11 protein-coding genes are annotated in these 15,578 nt (G+C 68.4%); 8 read left to right on the top strand and 3 right to left on the bottom strand.

The features are described from left to right. The 4 genes from ilvB to RMO30_RS10480 form a co-directional block, all read left to right on the top strand. On the top strand, positions 1-1,548 hold a 1,548-nt coding region (gene ilvB / locus RMO30_RS10495), incomplete at its 5' end, for a biosynthetic-type acetolactate synthase large subunit (protein WP_309713027.1). A gap of 6 nt (positions 1,549-1,554) precedes the next feature. Next, positions 1,555-2,064 (top strand): acetolactate synthase small subunit, encoded by a 510-nt coding sequence (gene ilvN, locus RMO30_RS10490; RefSeq protein ID WP_309713024.1) that lies wholly within the window; start codon positions 1,555-1,557, stop codon positions 2,062-2,064. A 25-nt stretch (positions 2,065-2,089) separates the two neighbouring features. Continuing rightward, positions 2,090-3,115 (top strand): ketol-acid reductoisomerase, encoded by a 1,026-nt coding sequence (gene ilvC, locus RMO30_RS10485; RefSeq protein WP_309713020.1) that lies wholly within the window; start codon positions 2,090-2,092, stop codon positions 3,113-3,115. 66 nt (positions 3,116-3,181) lie between these two features. Next, positions 3,182-6,448: a lamin tail domain-containing protein gene (locus RMO30_RS10480; RefSeq protein WP_309713017.1), complete on the top strand. Its 3,267-nt coding sequence runs from the start codon at positions 3,182-3,184 to the stop codon at positions 6,446-6,448. Here the strand turns inward: RMO30_RS10480 and RMO30_RS10475 are convergent. Genes RMO30_RS10475 through nirB form a run of 3 tightly spaced genes read right to left on the bottom strand, consistent with a single transcriptional unit; the run spans position 6,418 to position 11,265 of the window. Further along, a complete protein-coding gene (locus RMO30_RS10475; RefSeq protein WP_309713014.1) occupies positions 6,418-7,581 on the bottom strand; it encodes a uroporphyrinogen-III synthase in 1,164 nt (387 codons plus the stop codon). The genes RMO30_RS10480 and RMO30_RS10475 overlap by 31 nt on opposite strands. A gap of 13 nt (positions 7,582-7,594) precedes the next feature. Next, positions 7,595-8,671, bottom strand: coding sequence for a uroporphyrinogen-III C-methyltransferase (cobA, locus tag RMO30_RS10470; protein ID WP_309713011.1), 1,077 nt, complete (start codon positions 8,669-8,671; stop codon positions 7,595-7,597). Continuing rightward, entirely contained in the window at positions 8,671-11,265 is a 2,595-nt protein-coding gene (gene nirB, locus RMO30_RS10465) for a nitrite reductase large subunit NirB (protein WP_309713008.1), read from the bottom strand. Before nirB ends, cobA begins: the two co-directional genes overlap by 1 nt. A 224-nt stretch (positions 11,266-11,489) precedes the next feature. On the opposite strand from nirB, the gene nirD reads away from it, so the two are divergent. From nirD to RMO30_RS10445, 4 genes are all read left to right on the top strand, one after another. After that, positions 11,490-11,867 (top strand): nitrite reductase small subunit NirD, encoded by a 378-nt coding sequence (gene nirD / locus RMO30_RS10460; protein ID WP_309713005.1) that lies wholly within the window; start codon positions 11,490-11,492, stop codon positions 11,865-11,867. Further along, positions 11,864-12,604 carry a CbiX/SirB N-terminal domain-containing protein gene (locus RMO30_RS10455; protein WP_309713002.1) on the top strand — a complete coding sequence of 247 codons (741 nt, stop codon included), beginning with the start codon at positions 11,864-11,866 and terminating at the stop codon, positions 12,602-12,604. Before nirD ends, RMO30_RS10455 begins: the two co-directional genes overlap by 4 nt. Before the next feature lie 101 nt (positions 12,605-12,705). Beyond that, the gene (locus RMO30_RS10450) at positions 12,706-14,112 is read left to right on the top strand and encodes an MFS transporter (protein WP_309712998.1); all 1,407 of its coding nucleotides are present in this window, start codon (positions 12,706-12,708) and stop codon (positions 14,110-14,112) included. A 65-nt stretch (positions 14,113-14,177) separates the two neighbouring features. Continuing rightward, positions 14,178-15,578: molybdopterin oxidoreductase family protein (locus tag RMO30_RS10445; RefSeq protein ID WP_397427924.1), on the top strand; the 1,401-nt coding region annotated here is incomplete at its 3' end.

Raw genomic sequence — 15,578 nt, 5'->3', positions numbered from 1 at the left:
GTCACCAGCGGGCCGGCTGCGACGAACATGGTGACGCCGCTGTGCGATGCCTACATGGACTCGATTCCGATGGTGTGCATCACCGGCCAGGTCAGCCGTCCGGCCATCGGCACCGATGCCTTCCAAGAGTGCGACACGGTCGGCATCACCCGCAGCGTGACCAAACACAACGAGCTCGTTATGGACCCGCAAGACATTCCCCGGCTGGTCAAAGAAGCGTTCCACATCGCCACGACCGGTCGCCCGGGGCCAGTATTGCTCGACCTGCCCAAAGACGTGCTGCAGGCCTCGATGGATTGGTATTGGCCCGAGTCGGTGGATCTGCCGGGGTACCGCGTGCCGGCCGGGCCCGATGCGGTGTCGGTGCGCCGCGCCGCAGAGATGATCTTGGCGTCGGAACGCCCGATTCTCTACGTTGGCGGCGGCATCTTGAAGGCTCGGGCCGCCGAGGTGCTGAAGGATCTTGCGGAGCTGTGCGACATTCACGTCGTCACGACGCTCATGGCGCGCGGCGCGTTCCCCGACTCGCACCCCCACCACCTCGGAATGCCGGGGATGCACGGCACGGTGCCGGCGGTGCTCGCCCTGCAGGAGAGCGACCTCATCGTCGCCCTCGGCGCACGGTTCGATGACCGCGTCACCGGTAAGGTCGCCGACTTCGCTCCCGACGCGAAGGTCGTGCACGTCGACGTCGACCCGGCCGAGATCGGCAAGATCAAGCACGCCGACGTTCCGATCGTGGGCGACCTCAAAGACGTGCTACCCGAACTGCTCGAGGCGTACGAAGCAGTGGCGAAGAAGGCCAAACCCGACACCGAGGAATGGTGGGTGCGGCTCAACCAGCTGAAGGCCAACTACCCGCTCGGCTACACCGACGACCCCGACGACGGCCTGCTTGCGCCGCAGACGGTGATCGAGCGCATCGGGCAGCTCTCCGGCCCCGAGGCGATCTACGCCGCCGGCGTCGGCCAGCACCAGATGTGGGCGGCGCAGTTCATCAAGTACGAGCGCCCCAACGCCTGGCTCAACTCGGGCGGCGCCGGAACGATGGGCTACGCGGTGCCGGCCGCGATGGGCGCCAAGGTCGCGCAGCCCGATCGCCTGGTCTGGGCGATCGACGGCGACGGATGCTTCCAGATGACCAACCAGGAACTGGCGACCTGCACGATCAACGACATCCCGATCAAGGTCGCGATCATCAACAATTCGTCGCTCGGCATGGTGCGCCAGTGGCAGTCACTGTTCTACGACGGTCGACACTCGTTCACCGACCTCGACACGGGACACACCGGAGTCGAGACCCCGACCCGCATGGTGCCCGACTTCGTGAAGCTGGCTGAGGCATACGGGGCGTTGGGTATCCGGGTGACCAAGCCCGAAGAGATCGACCCGGCGATCAAGCTGGCGATCGAGACCAACGACCGCCCCGTCGTCATCGACTTCATCGTGAGTCGCGACGCCATGGTCTGGCCGATGGTGCCGCAAGGGGTCGGCAACTCGCAGGTGCAGTACGCCCGTGATCTCGCCCCGACCTGGGAAGAGGAGTAAGCGCCAATGTCCACTCACGTGCTCTCCCTCCTCGTCGAGGACAAGCCCGGTCTGCTGACCCGCGTCGCGGGGCTGTTCGCGCGCCGCGGCTTCAACATCGAGTCGCTTGCCGTTGGGCATAGCGAGATCGAGGGCCTGTCGCGCATCACCGTCGTGGTGGATGTCGACCAGCTTCCGCTCGAGCAGGTCACCAAGCAGCTCAACAAGCTGATCAACGTCATCAAGATCGTCGAGCTCGACCCCGATGCCTCGGTGCAGCGACAGCATCTGCTCATCAAGGTCAAGGTCGACGGCAGCAGTCGCTCGCAGATCCTCGAGGCGGTGACGTTGTTCCGCGCGCGCGTCGTCGACGTCGCACCCGATGCCCTCGTGGTGGAAGTCACCGGCGACAGCGGCAAGGTGAACGCCCTGCTGCGGATGCTCGAGCCCTACGGCATCAAGGAGATTGCGCAGAGCGGCTTGCTCGCGATCGGCCGCGGCAGCAAGAGCATCACCGAACGAGTCTTCAAGAGTTAGACCGAGAAGGAAGAAAGAAAACGAAATGGCTGAGATCTTCTACGACAAAGACGCCGACCTCGCCCTGATCCAGGGCAAGAAGGTCGCGATCGTCGGCTACGGCTCGCAGGGCCACGCCCACGCGCAGAACCTGCGCGACTCGGGCGTCGAGGTCGTCATCGCGCTCAAGGACGGGTCGAAGTCGACCGCGAAGGCGACGGAGGACGGCTTCGAGGTGAAGAACGTCGCCGACGCAACCACCTGGGCCGACCTGATCATGATCTTGGCGCCCGACCAGCACCAGCGGGGCATCTGGAACGACTCGATCAAAGACAACCTCGCCGAGGGCAAGACGCTCGCTTTCGCGCACGGCTTCAACATTCGCTTCGGCTACATCGACGCGCCCGAGGGTGTCGACGTCATCCTCATCGCCCCGAAGGCCCCCGGCCACACGGTGCGTCGCGAGTTCGTCGCGGGCCGCGGCATCCCCGACATCATCGCCGTCGAGCGCGACGCGTCGGGTCACGCCTGGGATGTCGCCCTGTCGTATGCGAAGGCGATCGGCGGAACCCGCGCCGGCGTCATCAAGACGACGTTCACCGAAGAGACCGAGACCGACCTGTTCGGTGAGCAGTCGGTGCTCTGCGGAGGCACCTCGCAGCTCGTCATGTACGGCTTCGAGACTCTTGTCGAGGCCGGCTACCAGCCGGAGATCGCCTACTTCGAGGTGCTGCACGAGCTGAAGCTCATCGTCGACCTGATGTGGGAAGGCGGCATCGCCAAGCAGCGCTGGTCGGTCTCTGACACCGCCGAGTACGGCGACTACGTTTCTGGCCCGCGCGTGCTTCCCCCGTCGGTGAAGGAGAACATGCAGGCGGTGCTCGCCGACATCCAGTCGGGTGCGTTCGCGAAGCGCTTCATCGCCGATCAGGATGCCGGCGCCCCTGAGTTCCTCGAGTTGCGGGCCAAGGGTGCCGCGCACCCGATCGAGGCCACCGGCAAGGAGCTGCGGGCGTTGTTCGCCTGGAAGCAGCAGGACACCGACTACACCGAGGGCAGCGCCGCGCGCTAACCCTGTTCACCCGACACGGGGGTGGACGTCGCCGCGCGTTCACCCCCGGTCGGGAACCTTGGCGACGTGCTCCGGCTCTGCGTCGCCCTTCTCGCCGTCGTCTTAACCGTCGGGGGAGGGGTCGTCGCCGCAACTCCCGCGGCGGCCACACTACCGAAGCCGAACCCCGACGCGGTGCCGACGGTGCTGATCAATGAAGTGGCCAGCGCTTCGGCGGGGTCGGATGCCGACAGCTTCTTCGAGCTGCGCAACTGGGGTGACCAGGCCGTCGACCTCACCGGTTGGGAGGTTTTTCGGTGCAACCTCGACGGTCTGCGCAGCAACGCCGGGCGCAGCGAAGGTGACCTCACCGGCATCGTGATCGCGCCGGGGGAAATCGTCACCGTGAGCCGCGTCGGTATGCCGGGTGACGCACGATTTCTCGTCGGATTCGATGTCACCGGGTTCGGACTGTACGTGGAAGACCCCGACGATCGGCCGGTCGATCTCGTCGCCGTGTTTCCGAACGAGCCGTTCATGATGGACACCGAGTGCAGTCCGTCGGGCGGGAACCTGCCCAACGTGCTCGACTTCGCGCAGGGCGAGAGCTGGCAGCGCGTGGCGGCGACCGGTGACCCGTCGCGTGACTGGGTCGTCGCACCGTCGACCCTCGGTGCCCCGAACGCCACCCGCTCCGCAACCCGGGCGGACTCCGGTGTCGTCGTCGTCGAACTCGCGTCGATGGGACCGGGTGGCTCGGGCGACGACTTCCTCGAGCTGCGCAACGAGGGATCCGACGTCGTCGACGTCTCGGGCTGGCAACTCTTCCGCTGCACGGCGGAAGGCCGCATCCGGCCGGACACCCGTCAACTGACCATCGCTGAGGGCACCCGACTCCAGCCCGGGGAGCACTGGGTCGCGGGAGGCCCCGACTTCACGGGAGACGCCGATGCGTCCTACGGCACCTCGCTCGCCGATGCGACATCGGGTGTGCTCCTGCGGGATGCCCAGGGCGCGCTCGTCGATCGGGTCGCCATCACCGGCATCCGGGACTCGGCGTGTCAGGAACCCAAGCTGCCTCCGATCCTCGACGCTGTCGCCGGGGAGTCCTACCAACGCACCGCGGACGGGTGGGTGCTTGCACCGCGCACGCCCGGCGACGCGAATGCGACAGTCGCCGACGCCGTGTTCGATCCCGAGTTCGGATATCCGCAGGGCGATGGCAGCCCGAACCCGGGCGTCGCGATCAGTGAGGTCGCGAACGACCCCAGCCCGGATGGGCTCCCGGCGGGGTGGGTGCCGCGCAACTGGATCGAGCTCGGCAACTACGGCGACAGGCCCGTCGACATCGGCGGCTGGACGGCTTACCGCTGCACCGAAGACGGCCCCCGTGCCGTCGACCCGCAGTTCCGCGTTCCGGCGGGGACGGTCCTCGAGCCGGGCGAGACGTTCCTCGCCGCCCAGGCAGGCACGGCGGCGGCTGCCACCGCCGACGTCACCTACGACGTCGCGCTCAATCTGCTCGGTACCGGAGTGTGGCTCGCGGATGCCGATGGTGCCCGTGTCGACAGCGTCGGCATCTACGCGCAGAGCATCTTCGATGCGGCGAACATCGCGTTGAGCCCCTGTACCAAAGGGCTCGCTCTCGCCGTTCACCTGCCGGATCGCCTCCTCGAGGAGACCTTCCGCCGGACGCGTTTCACCGGTACTGACGCGGATGACTTCACGACGGGTCGGGCGACGCCCGGAGTACTCGACGCCATCCCGTGGACCGATCCGACGACCCGCGTTGCGCTGACGCCCGACCCTCTCGATCCGGTCGACGAGCCGGAGCTCGAGGAGCTCGAGGGGCAGCCGGTCGAGGTGCTCGAGGGGTGGGCCGGTTCGACCGACGGTGCACCGCTCACGGTCGAGCGAGGCGATGACGAGTCCACGCTCGATCCGGCATCCCCGGGCTCGATCGCCGACGACGGATACCGGTACCCCTACCAGCGCCTCGTGCTCAATGCCGCCGGCCTCGCTCCCGGATCCACCGTGACCTGGAGTGGACGCGGCATCGGGTCGACCGAGCTACAGCTCTCGGTGTGGACCGGGTCGCAGTGGAGACTCCTCGACGCAGGGCAGGGAGACGAGGTCATCTTGTCGGGTGACCTCGACGAGGGGGAGATTCGCGACGGGCGGGTGAGCATCCTCGTGCAGAACGGGCCGCGCACGACGCCACGCATCGTCGACCAACGGGACGCCGAACTCGAAGACCCGTCGAACTACGATCTCGCGATCGCCCACATCACCGATACTCAGTACCTCTCCGAGTCGTATCCCGACATCTACGCTCTCATGGTGAGTTGGATCGCGACCAATGCCGACGCCCGCAAGATCGAGTTCGCGACGCACACCGGCGACATTGTCGAGAACTGGGTCGATCCCGAACAGACCGACGAACGGGCGCGGCGCGAGTTCGAGCTGGCATCCGCCATCCAGTCGATCCTGGATGACGCCGGGGTGCCCAACAGCGTGCTGCCGGGAAACCACGACAACAAGCGGGGCGCCGACCACACTCTATTCAACGAGTTCTTCGGGCCAGACCGTTACGCCGGGATGCCGGAGTACGGCGGGTCGATCGCGCCCGGCGACAATCGGGCGAACTTCTCGACCTTTGAGGCTTCCGGCGCGCGGTTCCTGATGCTCTCGCTGCCCTACGCCTACGGCGAAGAAGAGCTGGTCTGGGCAGAGCAGGTCGTCACGACACATCCCGACCACAACGTCATCCTCTCGACCCACGAGCACGTCATGCCGCTGACGCTTGAAGGCACCGCGCACCGGGCCGGCTCGAACCGCTGGACCTCTCGCGGCGACGAACTGTGGGAGCGCGTCATCGCCCCGAACCGCAACGTCGTCGTCGTGCTGTCGGGTCACTTTCACGGGCTAGGCCTGCTGCGCACCGAGGATGCCGGCGGCATCCCGGGCCACGACGTCGTCGAGATCCTCGCCGACTACCAGGAATACCGCACCCACAGCGGCGAACGGGCGACCGGGTTCCAACGGATGCTGCAGCTCGACCTCGCCGGTGGCGTCATCGCCGTCGACACCTTCTCGTTGCGGCTGGAGGAGTCTTATGGCCTCGACTACGACTACCGGCAGTTCGTTCCCGACACCGGATCGCCGGCGACCCCGTCGAACGTGCGCCCCTGGCGCATCGTGGCATCCGGGCTGCAAGACCGCTACACGGAGTCCGACGACGAGTTCCTCGCGCGGGTCGCCTTTCAGTACGTCAAGTCGGTCGAGACGTTGGCGGTGGTCGCGAGCGCCCCGATCGCGAGCCCTCAGTCGTCGTGGCCGATCGGGATGCTGTAGCCGCGCTTAATGACCGTCGCGATCAGGTCGGGAACCGGCAGTGAGCGGCGCAGGCGGCTGATCGCCATGTCGACGGCGTGATCGTCGGGATCCTCGGGGAGCGCCGTCGCGAGTTCGGAGCGTGCGACGACGCGACCCGGATCCGCGAGCAGCAACCGGAACAGGGCGAGGCTCGTCGGCGAGAGGGAGGCGCTCTGCCCGTCGACCACGACGAGACGCCCGCGCAGTTCGATCGTGCCGCGCGACGTCGTCACCCGCCGGATTGCTGAGGTCTCGAGATGCTCGCAGACGAGCCGGATGAGCGCGCCCATGCGGAATCGGTGGGGCGCGATCGGTCGAATCCCGGCAGCCTCAAGGGGCGCCGCGGTAACCGGACCGACCGCAGCAGCGGTGACGCTGTCGGCGAAAGCGTCGAGAACGGCCCCCAGCTTTCCCGCCTGCTCGGCCGTGGCGAGAAGGGCGTCGACCGCGGGAGCACTCGTGAATGTCACGGCGTCGACCGAGCCCGTGCAGATCGCGTCGACGAGCCGCAGGACGCGGGTCGAGTCCTCGGGAAGACTCCACCGGTAGGGCGCCGCCGTGAGTACTCGCGCGCCGGCGTCGCGGAGGCGGTCGATTTGCTCGACATCCGGAAACCCGTGGAGTTGCACGGCGATGGTGAGTCCGGTGACGCCCTCCGCGAGTACCTGGTCGATCAGCGACGCCGTGGTCTCGTCGACGCTCATCCCCGAGTCCTCGAGTCCGGCGGCGCGGATCGCTCCCCGCGCCTTCGGGCCGCGCACGAGGATGCGGGCGCGGGTCAGTACCTCGGTGAGCTCGGCGCCGAGACCCGCAGCGTCGGCGACCTCGAACCACCGCCGCACCCCGTATGAGGTGGTCGCGAGAAACAGGTCGGGGCGTGCGTCGATGATCGCCGCGGTGTCGCGAGTCAGCTCGGCGTCATCGTCGACGGCGGCGATGCGGATCGCCGGCGCGTGCAGTACCTCGGCACCCCGCCGCTCGAACGCGGCGATGAGGTCTTCACTGCGTCGGTCGGAAGTGACGCCGATCCGGAATCCGTCGAGCTGGTCGGAGCGGAACCCCGCGGCGAGACCCGCGTCCGTCTCGACATCGGCCACGATCACTCCGTCCATGGGCGGAACGGTGTTACTCGCCGGCGAGGGCGATGACGTCCCGGGATATCCGGTCGGCTTCCTCGCCGTGGTGCATCAAGAGTACGACCTCGCCGACGACGATGACGGCGGGGGAGCCGATTCGTAGTCTCGCGCTCACCTCCGTCGCCTCGCTGAGCGTCGTGACGGTCGTGCGTTGCGAGAGCTGGGTTCCGCGTTCGACGATCGCGAGCGGCATGTCCGCGCGCATCCCGAGACGTTCGAGCCCGGCGGCCAGGTGCGGCAGGTTGCTGACCCCCATCAGCACGACGATCGTGCCGCCGAGAGCGGCGAGCGCGCTCAGCTGCGCGTCGTCGAGCGGCGCGTGCCCCGAGACGACGGTGAACATGCGGCTGACCTCGCGGTAGGTGACGGGGATGCCCGCCGCCGCGGGAACCGCGATCGCGCTCGTCACCCCGGGGATGACGATGACCGGCACGCCGGCCTCGCGACACGCGGCGACCTCTTCGCCCCCTCGGCCGAAGACGTACGGGTCGCCGCCCTTGAGGCGGGCGACGGTGCGGCCGTCGAGCGCGCTGGCGACCATGAGCCGCTCGATTTCGTGCTGCGGGATGGCGTGATGGCCGGGCGTCTTGCCGACATCCACGATCTCGGCGCCGGGCGCGTACTCGTGCAACCGCTGGTGGGGTGCCAGCCGGTCGACGTAGACGATGTCGGCTCGGGCCAACGCCTCGCGGGCGGCAAGGGTCAGCAACCCGTCGTCGCCGGGGCCTCCGCCGATCAGGGTCACGGTGCCGATCGGCGCGGTCGAGGCGGGCGCCTCCCGGAGGATCCACGTGCGGCGACCTGCGGCGGCTCGCACCATCCGCTCCTCGTCGGCGTCGGCATCGACCAGCACCACGACATCGATGCCGTCGACGCGGTCGCGCCACCCGGCGAGGTGCTTCGGGCGATCGACTCCCCGGCATCCGAGCGGAGCAACCGCGTCGGCGCCGATCGTGATCGACACCGCTGCACCCGCGTGAACGTACCGGGCGAGCGCGAACCGAGCGGATGCCGCCCCGCCGACGATAAGCACGGTGCGGCCGGCGAGCTCGAGGTCGAGTTCCATCAGTCCGCTCCGCGGGTCGGGATCGTGGTGCCCGAGATCAGCACCGACTCACGCTCTTCGGGGGTGGCCGGGCGCGGTTGGCCGCGTTCGCGCACCTGCACGACGCCGGGGTCAGCCGTCTCGGGCGCGTTGACGAACGACCGGAACCGCCGCAGCCGCTCCGGATCCGCCAGGGTCGCTGCCCATTCGTCCTCGTAGTTGTCGACGTGCTCGGCCATCGCGAGCTCGAGGTCCGCCCCGATTCCGAGACTGTCGTCGCACACCACGGCGTGCACGTGGGCGAGCCCACCCTCGAGCTCTTCCTGCCAGCGCGCGGTGCGCTGCAGGCGGTCGGCGGTGCGGATGTAGTACATCAGGTAGCGGTCGATGTAGCGGATGAGGGTGTCGTGGTCGAGATCCTGCGCGAGCAGTTCGGCGTGCACCGGCTGGAAGCCGCCGTTGCCGCCAACGTAGAGGTTCCATCCGGTGTCGGTCGCGATGACGCCGATGTCCTTGCCGCGCGCTTCGGCGCACTCACGCGCGCAGCCCGAGACCCCGAACTTGAGCTTGTGCGGCGAGCGGAGCCCGCGGTAGCGCAGCTCCAGCTCGACCGCCATGCCGACTGCGTCCTGAACGCCGAACCGGCACCAGGTCGATCCGACGCACGACTTGACCGTACGCAACGACTTTCCGTACGCCTGACCCGACTCGAAGCCGGCATCGACGAGGATGCGCCAGATGTCGGGCAGCTGCTCGAGCCGCGCGCCGAACATGTCGATCCGCTGCCCGCCGGTGATCTTCGTGTAGAGATCGAATTGAGCAGCGACCTCGGCGATGACCCGGAGCTTCTCAGGCGAGATCTCGCCGCCCGGGATGCGCGGCACGACCGAGTAGGTGCCATCCTTTTGCATGTTGGCGAGTGCGCGGTCGTTGGTGTCCTGGAGCGCACCGCGACCGGCGTCGAGGATGTACTCGGAGTGCTGGCTGGCGAGGATCGAGGCGACCGCGGGCTTGCAGATGTCGCAGCCGTATCCGGTGCCGAAGCGCTCCATGATCTGCTCGAACGAGGTGAGTTCGAGAATGCGCACGGACTCGAAGAGTTCGCTGCGGCTGAGTTCGAAGTGCTCGCAGAGCGCGCGCGAGACGGTGATCCCGGCGCGCGTCAGCTCGGTCTCGAGGATCTTCTTGACGAGCGGCACGCAGGAGCCGCACTGCGTGCCCGCGCGGGTGCACGTCTTCAGCTCGCCGAGGTCGGTGCAGGCCTCGCCGTGGTCGCCACGGGCTGCCGCGCGCACGGTGCCGACCGAGACGTTGTTGCACGAGCACAGCGGGGCGTCGTCGGGCAGGTCGCCGCCTGCAGGCGGTTCGGCACCGGCCGCCGCGAGGTAGGCCCCCGGTTCCGCAGGCAGTTCCCGGCCGAGCAGTGGGCGCAACGACGTGTAGGGGGCGGCGTCGCCCACGAACATGCCGCCGAGCAGCGTCGTCGCGTCGTCGGAGACGACGATCTTCTGGTACAGGCCGCGCGCGGGGTCGGCGTACACGACCTCGAGGGCGCCCGGCGAGAGAGCCCGGGCGTCGCCGAACGAGGCGACCTCGACCCCCGACAGCTTGAGCTTGGTGGCGTCGTCGATTCCGGGGAAATCGGCGCTTCCGCCGGACAGGCGATCGGCGACGACTTCGGCCATCGCATTAGCGGGGGCGACGAGGCCGACGCAGACCCCGTCGATGCTGGCGACCTCGCCGATCGCCCAGATTCCCGGTTCCGAGGATGCGCACGCCGCGTCGATGACGACGCCGCCGCGCGGTCCGATCTCGAGCCCGGCGGCGCGGGCGAGTTCGTCGCGCGGGGCGATGCCGATCGCGAAGACGACGAGGTCGGCGTGCAGCGCGCGGCCGTCGCCGAGTTCGACGCCGACGACCCGACCCGACGGTGCGAGCACCACCGAGCTCGGGCGGGTGCCGAGGGCGAGCTCGATCTGCTGCGCCATGATGAGCCGGCCGAGCGCCTGGCCCGCGCCTTCGTCGAGCTGGGCCGACATGAGCCACGCGCCCGAGTGCACGACGGTGACGCGACCCCCGAGCCGGGAGAGTCCACCGGCCGCCTCGAGCCCCAACAGACCGCCCCCGACGACGACGACGTTCGGGGCACGCCCGAGGGTCGTGCGCAGGTCGAGCATCTCCGCGACGATGGCATCGACATCGTCGATCGTGCGATAGACCCGGCCGGCGTCGGCATCCGGGATGTCGGGAACCGTCGCGCGGGAACCGGTTGCGAGCACCAGGTCGTCGTAGTTGACGAGTTCGCCGTCGGCGAGTGTCACGGTCTGCGCCGCCGGATCGATCGCGACGACGGGGCTGCTGCCGCGATAGCGGATGCCCGCGTGTTGCCACACGGTGCCGTCGGCGAGGGTGAGATCGGTGGTCGGATCGTCGAGCCGGCGGGAGAGCGCGACGCGGTCGTATGGCAGGTACGTTTCGTCGCCGAGCACGGTCACGTCGAGGTCTACGACTCCGTCGACCGCATCCCGGGCGGCGATGGCGTCTGCGAGGCGATGGGCCGCGGGGCCGCCGCCGACGACGACGACGCGCCTGGGCGTGCGGTCGTGCGAGCTCATGGGCGTTTCCTCTCGGGCCGTTGTCGCTCACGGTACGTGGCTCGCGTTTCGTCGCCGTTGCCCCCGTGTAACAGTGTGTGACTGGCACCTCACGCTTCGCCGACACCACCGTGAGGCAGCTGTCACACGTTCGTCACCGCAGATGCGACTGCCCGAAATGCGAACTGCCTAGGCTGCGCAGCAGAAGATCCTGATTCGCAGCAGAGGTGCCTTGGGAGTACACGATGACCGATACCGCCACGACGGCCATCACCGCCATGTGGATGGACGTCTGCGGCCTCGACGATCTCGAGCCATTCTGGGGTGAAGCGGCGCTCGTCTCCGGCCACCAGGTTGCGATCGTGCGGTTGCCCGGTGACCGGGTGTTCGCGGTCGGCAATCTCGATCCGGTCGCGGGGGCGTACGTCATGTCGCGCGGCATCGTCGGTTCCCGCGGAGACCGCCCGACGATCGCATCCCCGTTGCACAAAGAGGTCTACGACCTTGAGTCCGGTGAGCGACTCGGCGCTGACGGCCCCGGGCTCGGCAGTTACCCGGTGCGGTTCGTCGACGGTCGAGTCGAAGTGCTCGTCGCGCGGCCGCACGAGGGGACCGGCGAGTGACGGGCGCGGTGCTCGTCGCGGCGTCGCACGGAACGAGTGACCCGGCGGGCCAACGGGCGGTCGCCGCACTCGTGTCGACGGTCGCCGAGCGGGTTACTGATTTCAGGGTGCGCGAAGCGTTCGTCGACGTCCAGACCCCCGACGTCTCTGCGGTTCTCGACTCCATCTCCGCCACTCCCGTCGTCGTCGTACCCCTGCTCCTGTCCTCCGGTTACCACGTACGTGTCGATCTCGCGCGCGTCGCGAGCGCCGCGGCGAACCCGACCGTCGTCGTCACCGACGCCCTCGGGCCGGATCCGCGACTGGTATCGATCCTCGAACGACGGCTCGCCGACATCGCGCTCGCGGACGACGACGTGCTCGTCCTGGCGGCCGCCGGATCAAGTGACGGCCGGGCAGTCGACGACTGTCGGCTGGTCGCTGCTGCGTTGGGCGAACGGCTCGGTCGAGCGGTGCAAGCCGCCTTCATCTCTGCCGCGCAGCCCGAGCTGAAGTCGGCGATCTCACAAGCGCGTGCCGACGGTGCTCCGCGCGTCGTGGTCGTCAGCTACCTGCTCGCGCCGGGCTACTTCGCCGACCTCGCGGCGGCGGCCGGAGGCGACGTGACGACCCCGCCGTTGCTCATCGACGGGGACCCCGCGCCGGCGGAGCTCGTCGACATCGTGATCGAGCGCTACCAGGCGGCTCATGTGTCGGGCGTGTTACCGACCCCTCTCGACCGCGCTCCGACGGTGTGACCAGGTGGTGACCGAACGGTAACCGCGACAGCCAGTCGCCGAAACACGGCATGGCTAGCGTCGACCGCATCCACTTCCCTCACCTCGACGAAGGACTACTGATGGCTTCCTCCACAGCAACAGAAAGTGCCGCACCGGCGCTCGAATCCCCGGCGCTCGTCCACCGACCCGGTCGCGTGATCGACAACTGGGACCCCGAGAACCACGTTCAGTGGGAGGGCGGCGGTCGTGCGATCGCGAGCCTCAACCTGCGCTGGTCGATCTTCGCCGAGTTCCTCGGCTTCATCGTCTGGCAGCTCTGGAGCATCGTTGTCGTTCAGCTTCCGGCCGCCGGCTTCACCTTCGACATCGGCCAGACGTTCTGGCTCATTTCGATGCCCGCGCTCGTCGGCGCCACCCTGCGCTTCCCGTACACGTTCCTCGTGCCGAAGCTCGGTGGCCGCAACTGGACGATCATCTCGGCGGCACTTCTGCTGATCCCGACGATCTCGCTCGGTTTCGCGGTGAGCAACCCCGAGACGCCGTTCGGCGTCATGCTGTTGATTGCGGCGCTCGCCGGTTTCGGTGGTGGCAACTTCGCCTCGTCGATGTCGAACATCAACTTCTTCTTCCCGCAGCGGGAGAAGGGCGTGGCGCTCGGCCTCAACGCGGCCGGCGGCAACATCGGTGTCGCGGTGGCGCAGATCGTCGTTCCGTTCGTCATCGTGATCGGCGCGGTCGGTGCGACCAAGAACATCGCGCTGGCCGGATGGTTCTGGATCCCGTTCATCCTCATCGCGATCTTCGGCGCCTACAAGTTCATGCACAACCTGTCGAATGCCAAGGCCGACTTCGCGGCCTCCGCTGCCGCGCTGCGCGACCCGCACACCTGGATCATGTCGGTGCTCTACATCGGCACGTTCGGTTCGTTCATCGGGTTCGCCAGCGTGTTCCCGAAGCTCATCGCGACGCAATTCCCCGAGTACTCGTCATTCCAGGTCGGGGCGGCTGGCATCACGCTCGCCTTCCTCGGTGCCCTCGTCGGATCGCTCTCGCGGCCCTTCGGCGGCAAGCTCGCCGACCGGTTCGGCGGGGCGAAGGTCACGGTGCTCGCTTTCACGGCCATGGCCGTGGGCGCCCTCGCGGTCGTGCTGACCCTCCCGGTCGGCAACTTCTGGCTGTTCCTCGGAACGTTCCTGTTCATCTTCGCCGCGACCGGCATCGGCAACGGGTCGACCTACCGCATGATCCCGAGCATCTTCTCGGCCCGCAGCGGCGTGAAGGACGCGCACATCAACTCCGGCGACGTCAGTACGGTGCGCAAGACGTCTGCGGCGATCGGCATCATCTCGGCGATCGGTGCGTACGGCGGATTCATCATCCCGCAGGTGCTCGGTCTGTCACTGTCGGCGACCAGCAGCTACGCCACCGCGATCTACTGCTTCATCGGTGCCTACGTGGTGTTCATCGCGATTACGGCGTTCTTCTACCTGCGTCGAAGTGGCGCGGTTGCGGGGCAGCGCGTCTAATGAGCACCGCATCCACCGGGGTCGACACCGCGTCGCATTGTCCGTACTGCGCCTTGCAGTGCGCGATGACACTGACGCGCGTCTCGACCCCGGTGGATGTCACCTTGACGGTCAGCGGCCGGGATTTCCCGACCAACCGCGGGGGCCTGTGCAAGAAGGGCTGGACGGCCGCGGAGCTGTTGCAGTCCGGTGATCGGCTGACCGAACCGATGATGCGCACGGCGTCCGGCAGCTTCCGGTCGGCGACCTGGGAGGAGGCTCTCGACTTCGTCGCGGCGAAGGTGCACGAGATCCGTGAGGAGTCGGGCCCAGACGCGGTCGGCGTATTCGGCGGCGGCGGGCTCACCAACGAGAAGGCGTACCAGCTCGGCAAGTTCGCCCGGATCGCCCTCGGTACCTCGCGGATCGACTACAACGGCAGGTTCTGCATGTCGTCGGCCGCGGCGGCCGGGATGCGGGCCTTCGGCCTCGACCGCGGGCTGCCGTTTCCGCTTGAAGCCCTCGACGACGCCGACGTGATCCTGCTGCTCGGCACGAACGTCGCCGAGACGATGCCGCCCTTCATCGGCCACCTCGAGGGCGTGCGCGGCCGTGGCGGCCTGATCGTCGTCGACCCGCGGCGCACCGCGACCGCACGGCTCACCGACGACGGTGGCGGCATGCACGTGCAGTCGGCTCCCGGCACCGACCTCGTGCTGTTGCTCGGTCTCGCCCACGTCGTGCTCGCCGAAAGTCTCGCCGACCTGGCCTATCTCGAGGCGCGCACGGTGGGGCTCGATCGGGTACGGCGGGATGTCGCGGCCTGGTGGCCGGAGCGGGTGCAGAGTGTGACTGGGGTTCCGGTCGCCACCATTCGTGCGGTGGCTCGGCGCCTCGCGGCCGCGGACGGCGCCTACGTGCTGACCGGACGCGGCGTCGAGCAGCATGCCGACGGCACCGACACCGCGACGGCGGCCATCAACCTCTCGCTGCTCCTCGGGCTGGTCGGCTCCGAACACTCCGGATACGGCACGCTCACCGGGCAGGGAAACGGGCAGGGTGGCCGCGAGCACGGACAGAAGGCCGACCAGCTTCCCGGCTACCGCAAGATCACCGATCCGGCGGCGCGCGAGCACGTCGCTGCGGTCTGGGGAGTCGAGCCCGACTCGATCCCGGGGCCCGGGGTGCCTGCTGTCGAGCTGCTCGCCGAACTCGGCGCGCCGGGTCGCATCCGTGCCTTCTTCGTGCACGGCTCGAACGTCGTCATCTCCGCGCCGGATGCGGGTGCCGTGCGCGCCGGATTGCAAGCGCTCGACCTGCTTGTGGTGAGCGACTTCTTCCTCTCTGAGACGGCGCAGCTCGCCGACGTCGTGCTCCCGGTTCCCCAGTGGGCCGAGGAGGAGGGCACGATGACCTCCCTCGAGGGTCGGGTGCTGCGCCGCAGGCGGGCGATCGATCCGCCTTCGGGTGTGCGCGACGAACTGTGG

It is taken from the genome of Pseudolysinimonas sp., assembly GCF_031389465.1.
Lineage (GTDB): Bacteria > Actinomycetota > Actinomycetes > Actinomycetales > Microbacteriaceae > Pseudolysinimonas_A.
This window is presented reverse-complemented; position numbering and strand designations above follow the sequence as displayed.

Coding starts and splice junctions, on each gene's coding strand:
- nirB (WP_309713008.1), bottom strand. CDS start 11,265: ATGAGCTCGCACGACCGCACGCCCAGGCGCGTCGTCGTCGTCGGCGGC.
- RMO30_RS10450 (WP_309712998.1), top strand. CDS start 12,706: ATGGCTTCCTCCACAGCAACAGAAAGTGCCGCACCGGCGCTCGAATCC.
- ilvC (WP_309713020.1), top strand. CDS start 2,090: ATGGCTGAGATCTTCTACGACAAAGACGCCGACCTCGCCCTGATCCAG.
- RMO30_RS10475 (WP_309713014.1), bottom strand. CDS start 7,581: ATGGACGGAGTGATCGTGGCCGATGTCGAGACGGACGCGGGTCTCGCC.
- nirD (WP_309713005.1), top strand. CDS start 11,490: ATGACCGATACCGCCACGACGGCCATCACCGCCATGTGGATGGACGTC.
- ilvN (WP_309713024.1), top strand. CDS start 1,555: ATGTCCACTCACGTGCTCTCCCTCCTCGTCGAGGACAAGCCCGGTCTG.
- cobA (WP_309713011.1), bottom strand. CDS start 8,671: ATGGAACTCGACCTCGAGCTCGCCGGCCGCACCGTGCTTATCGTCGGC.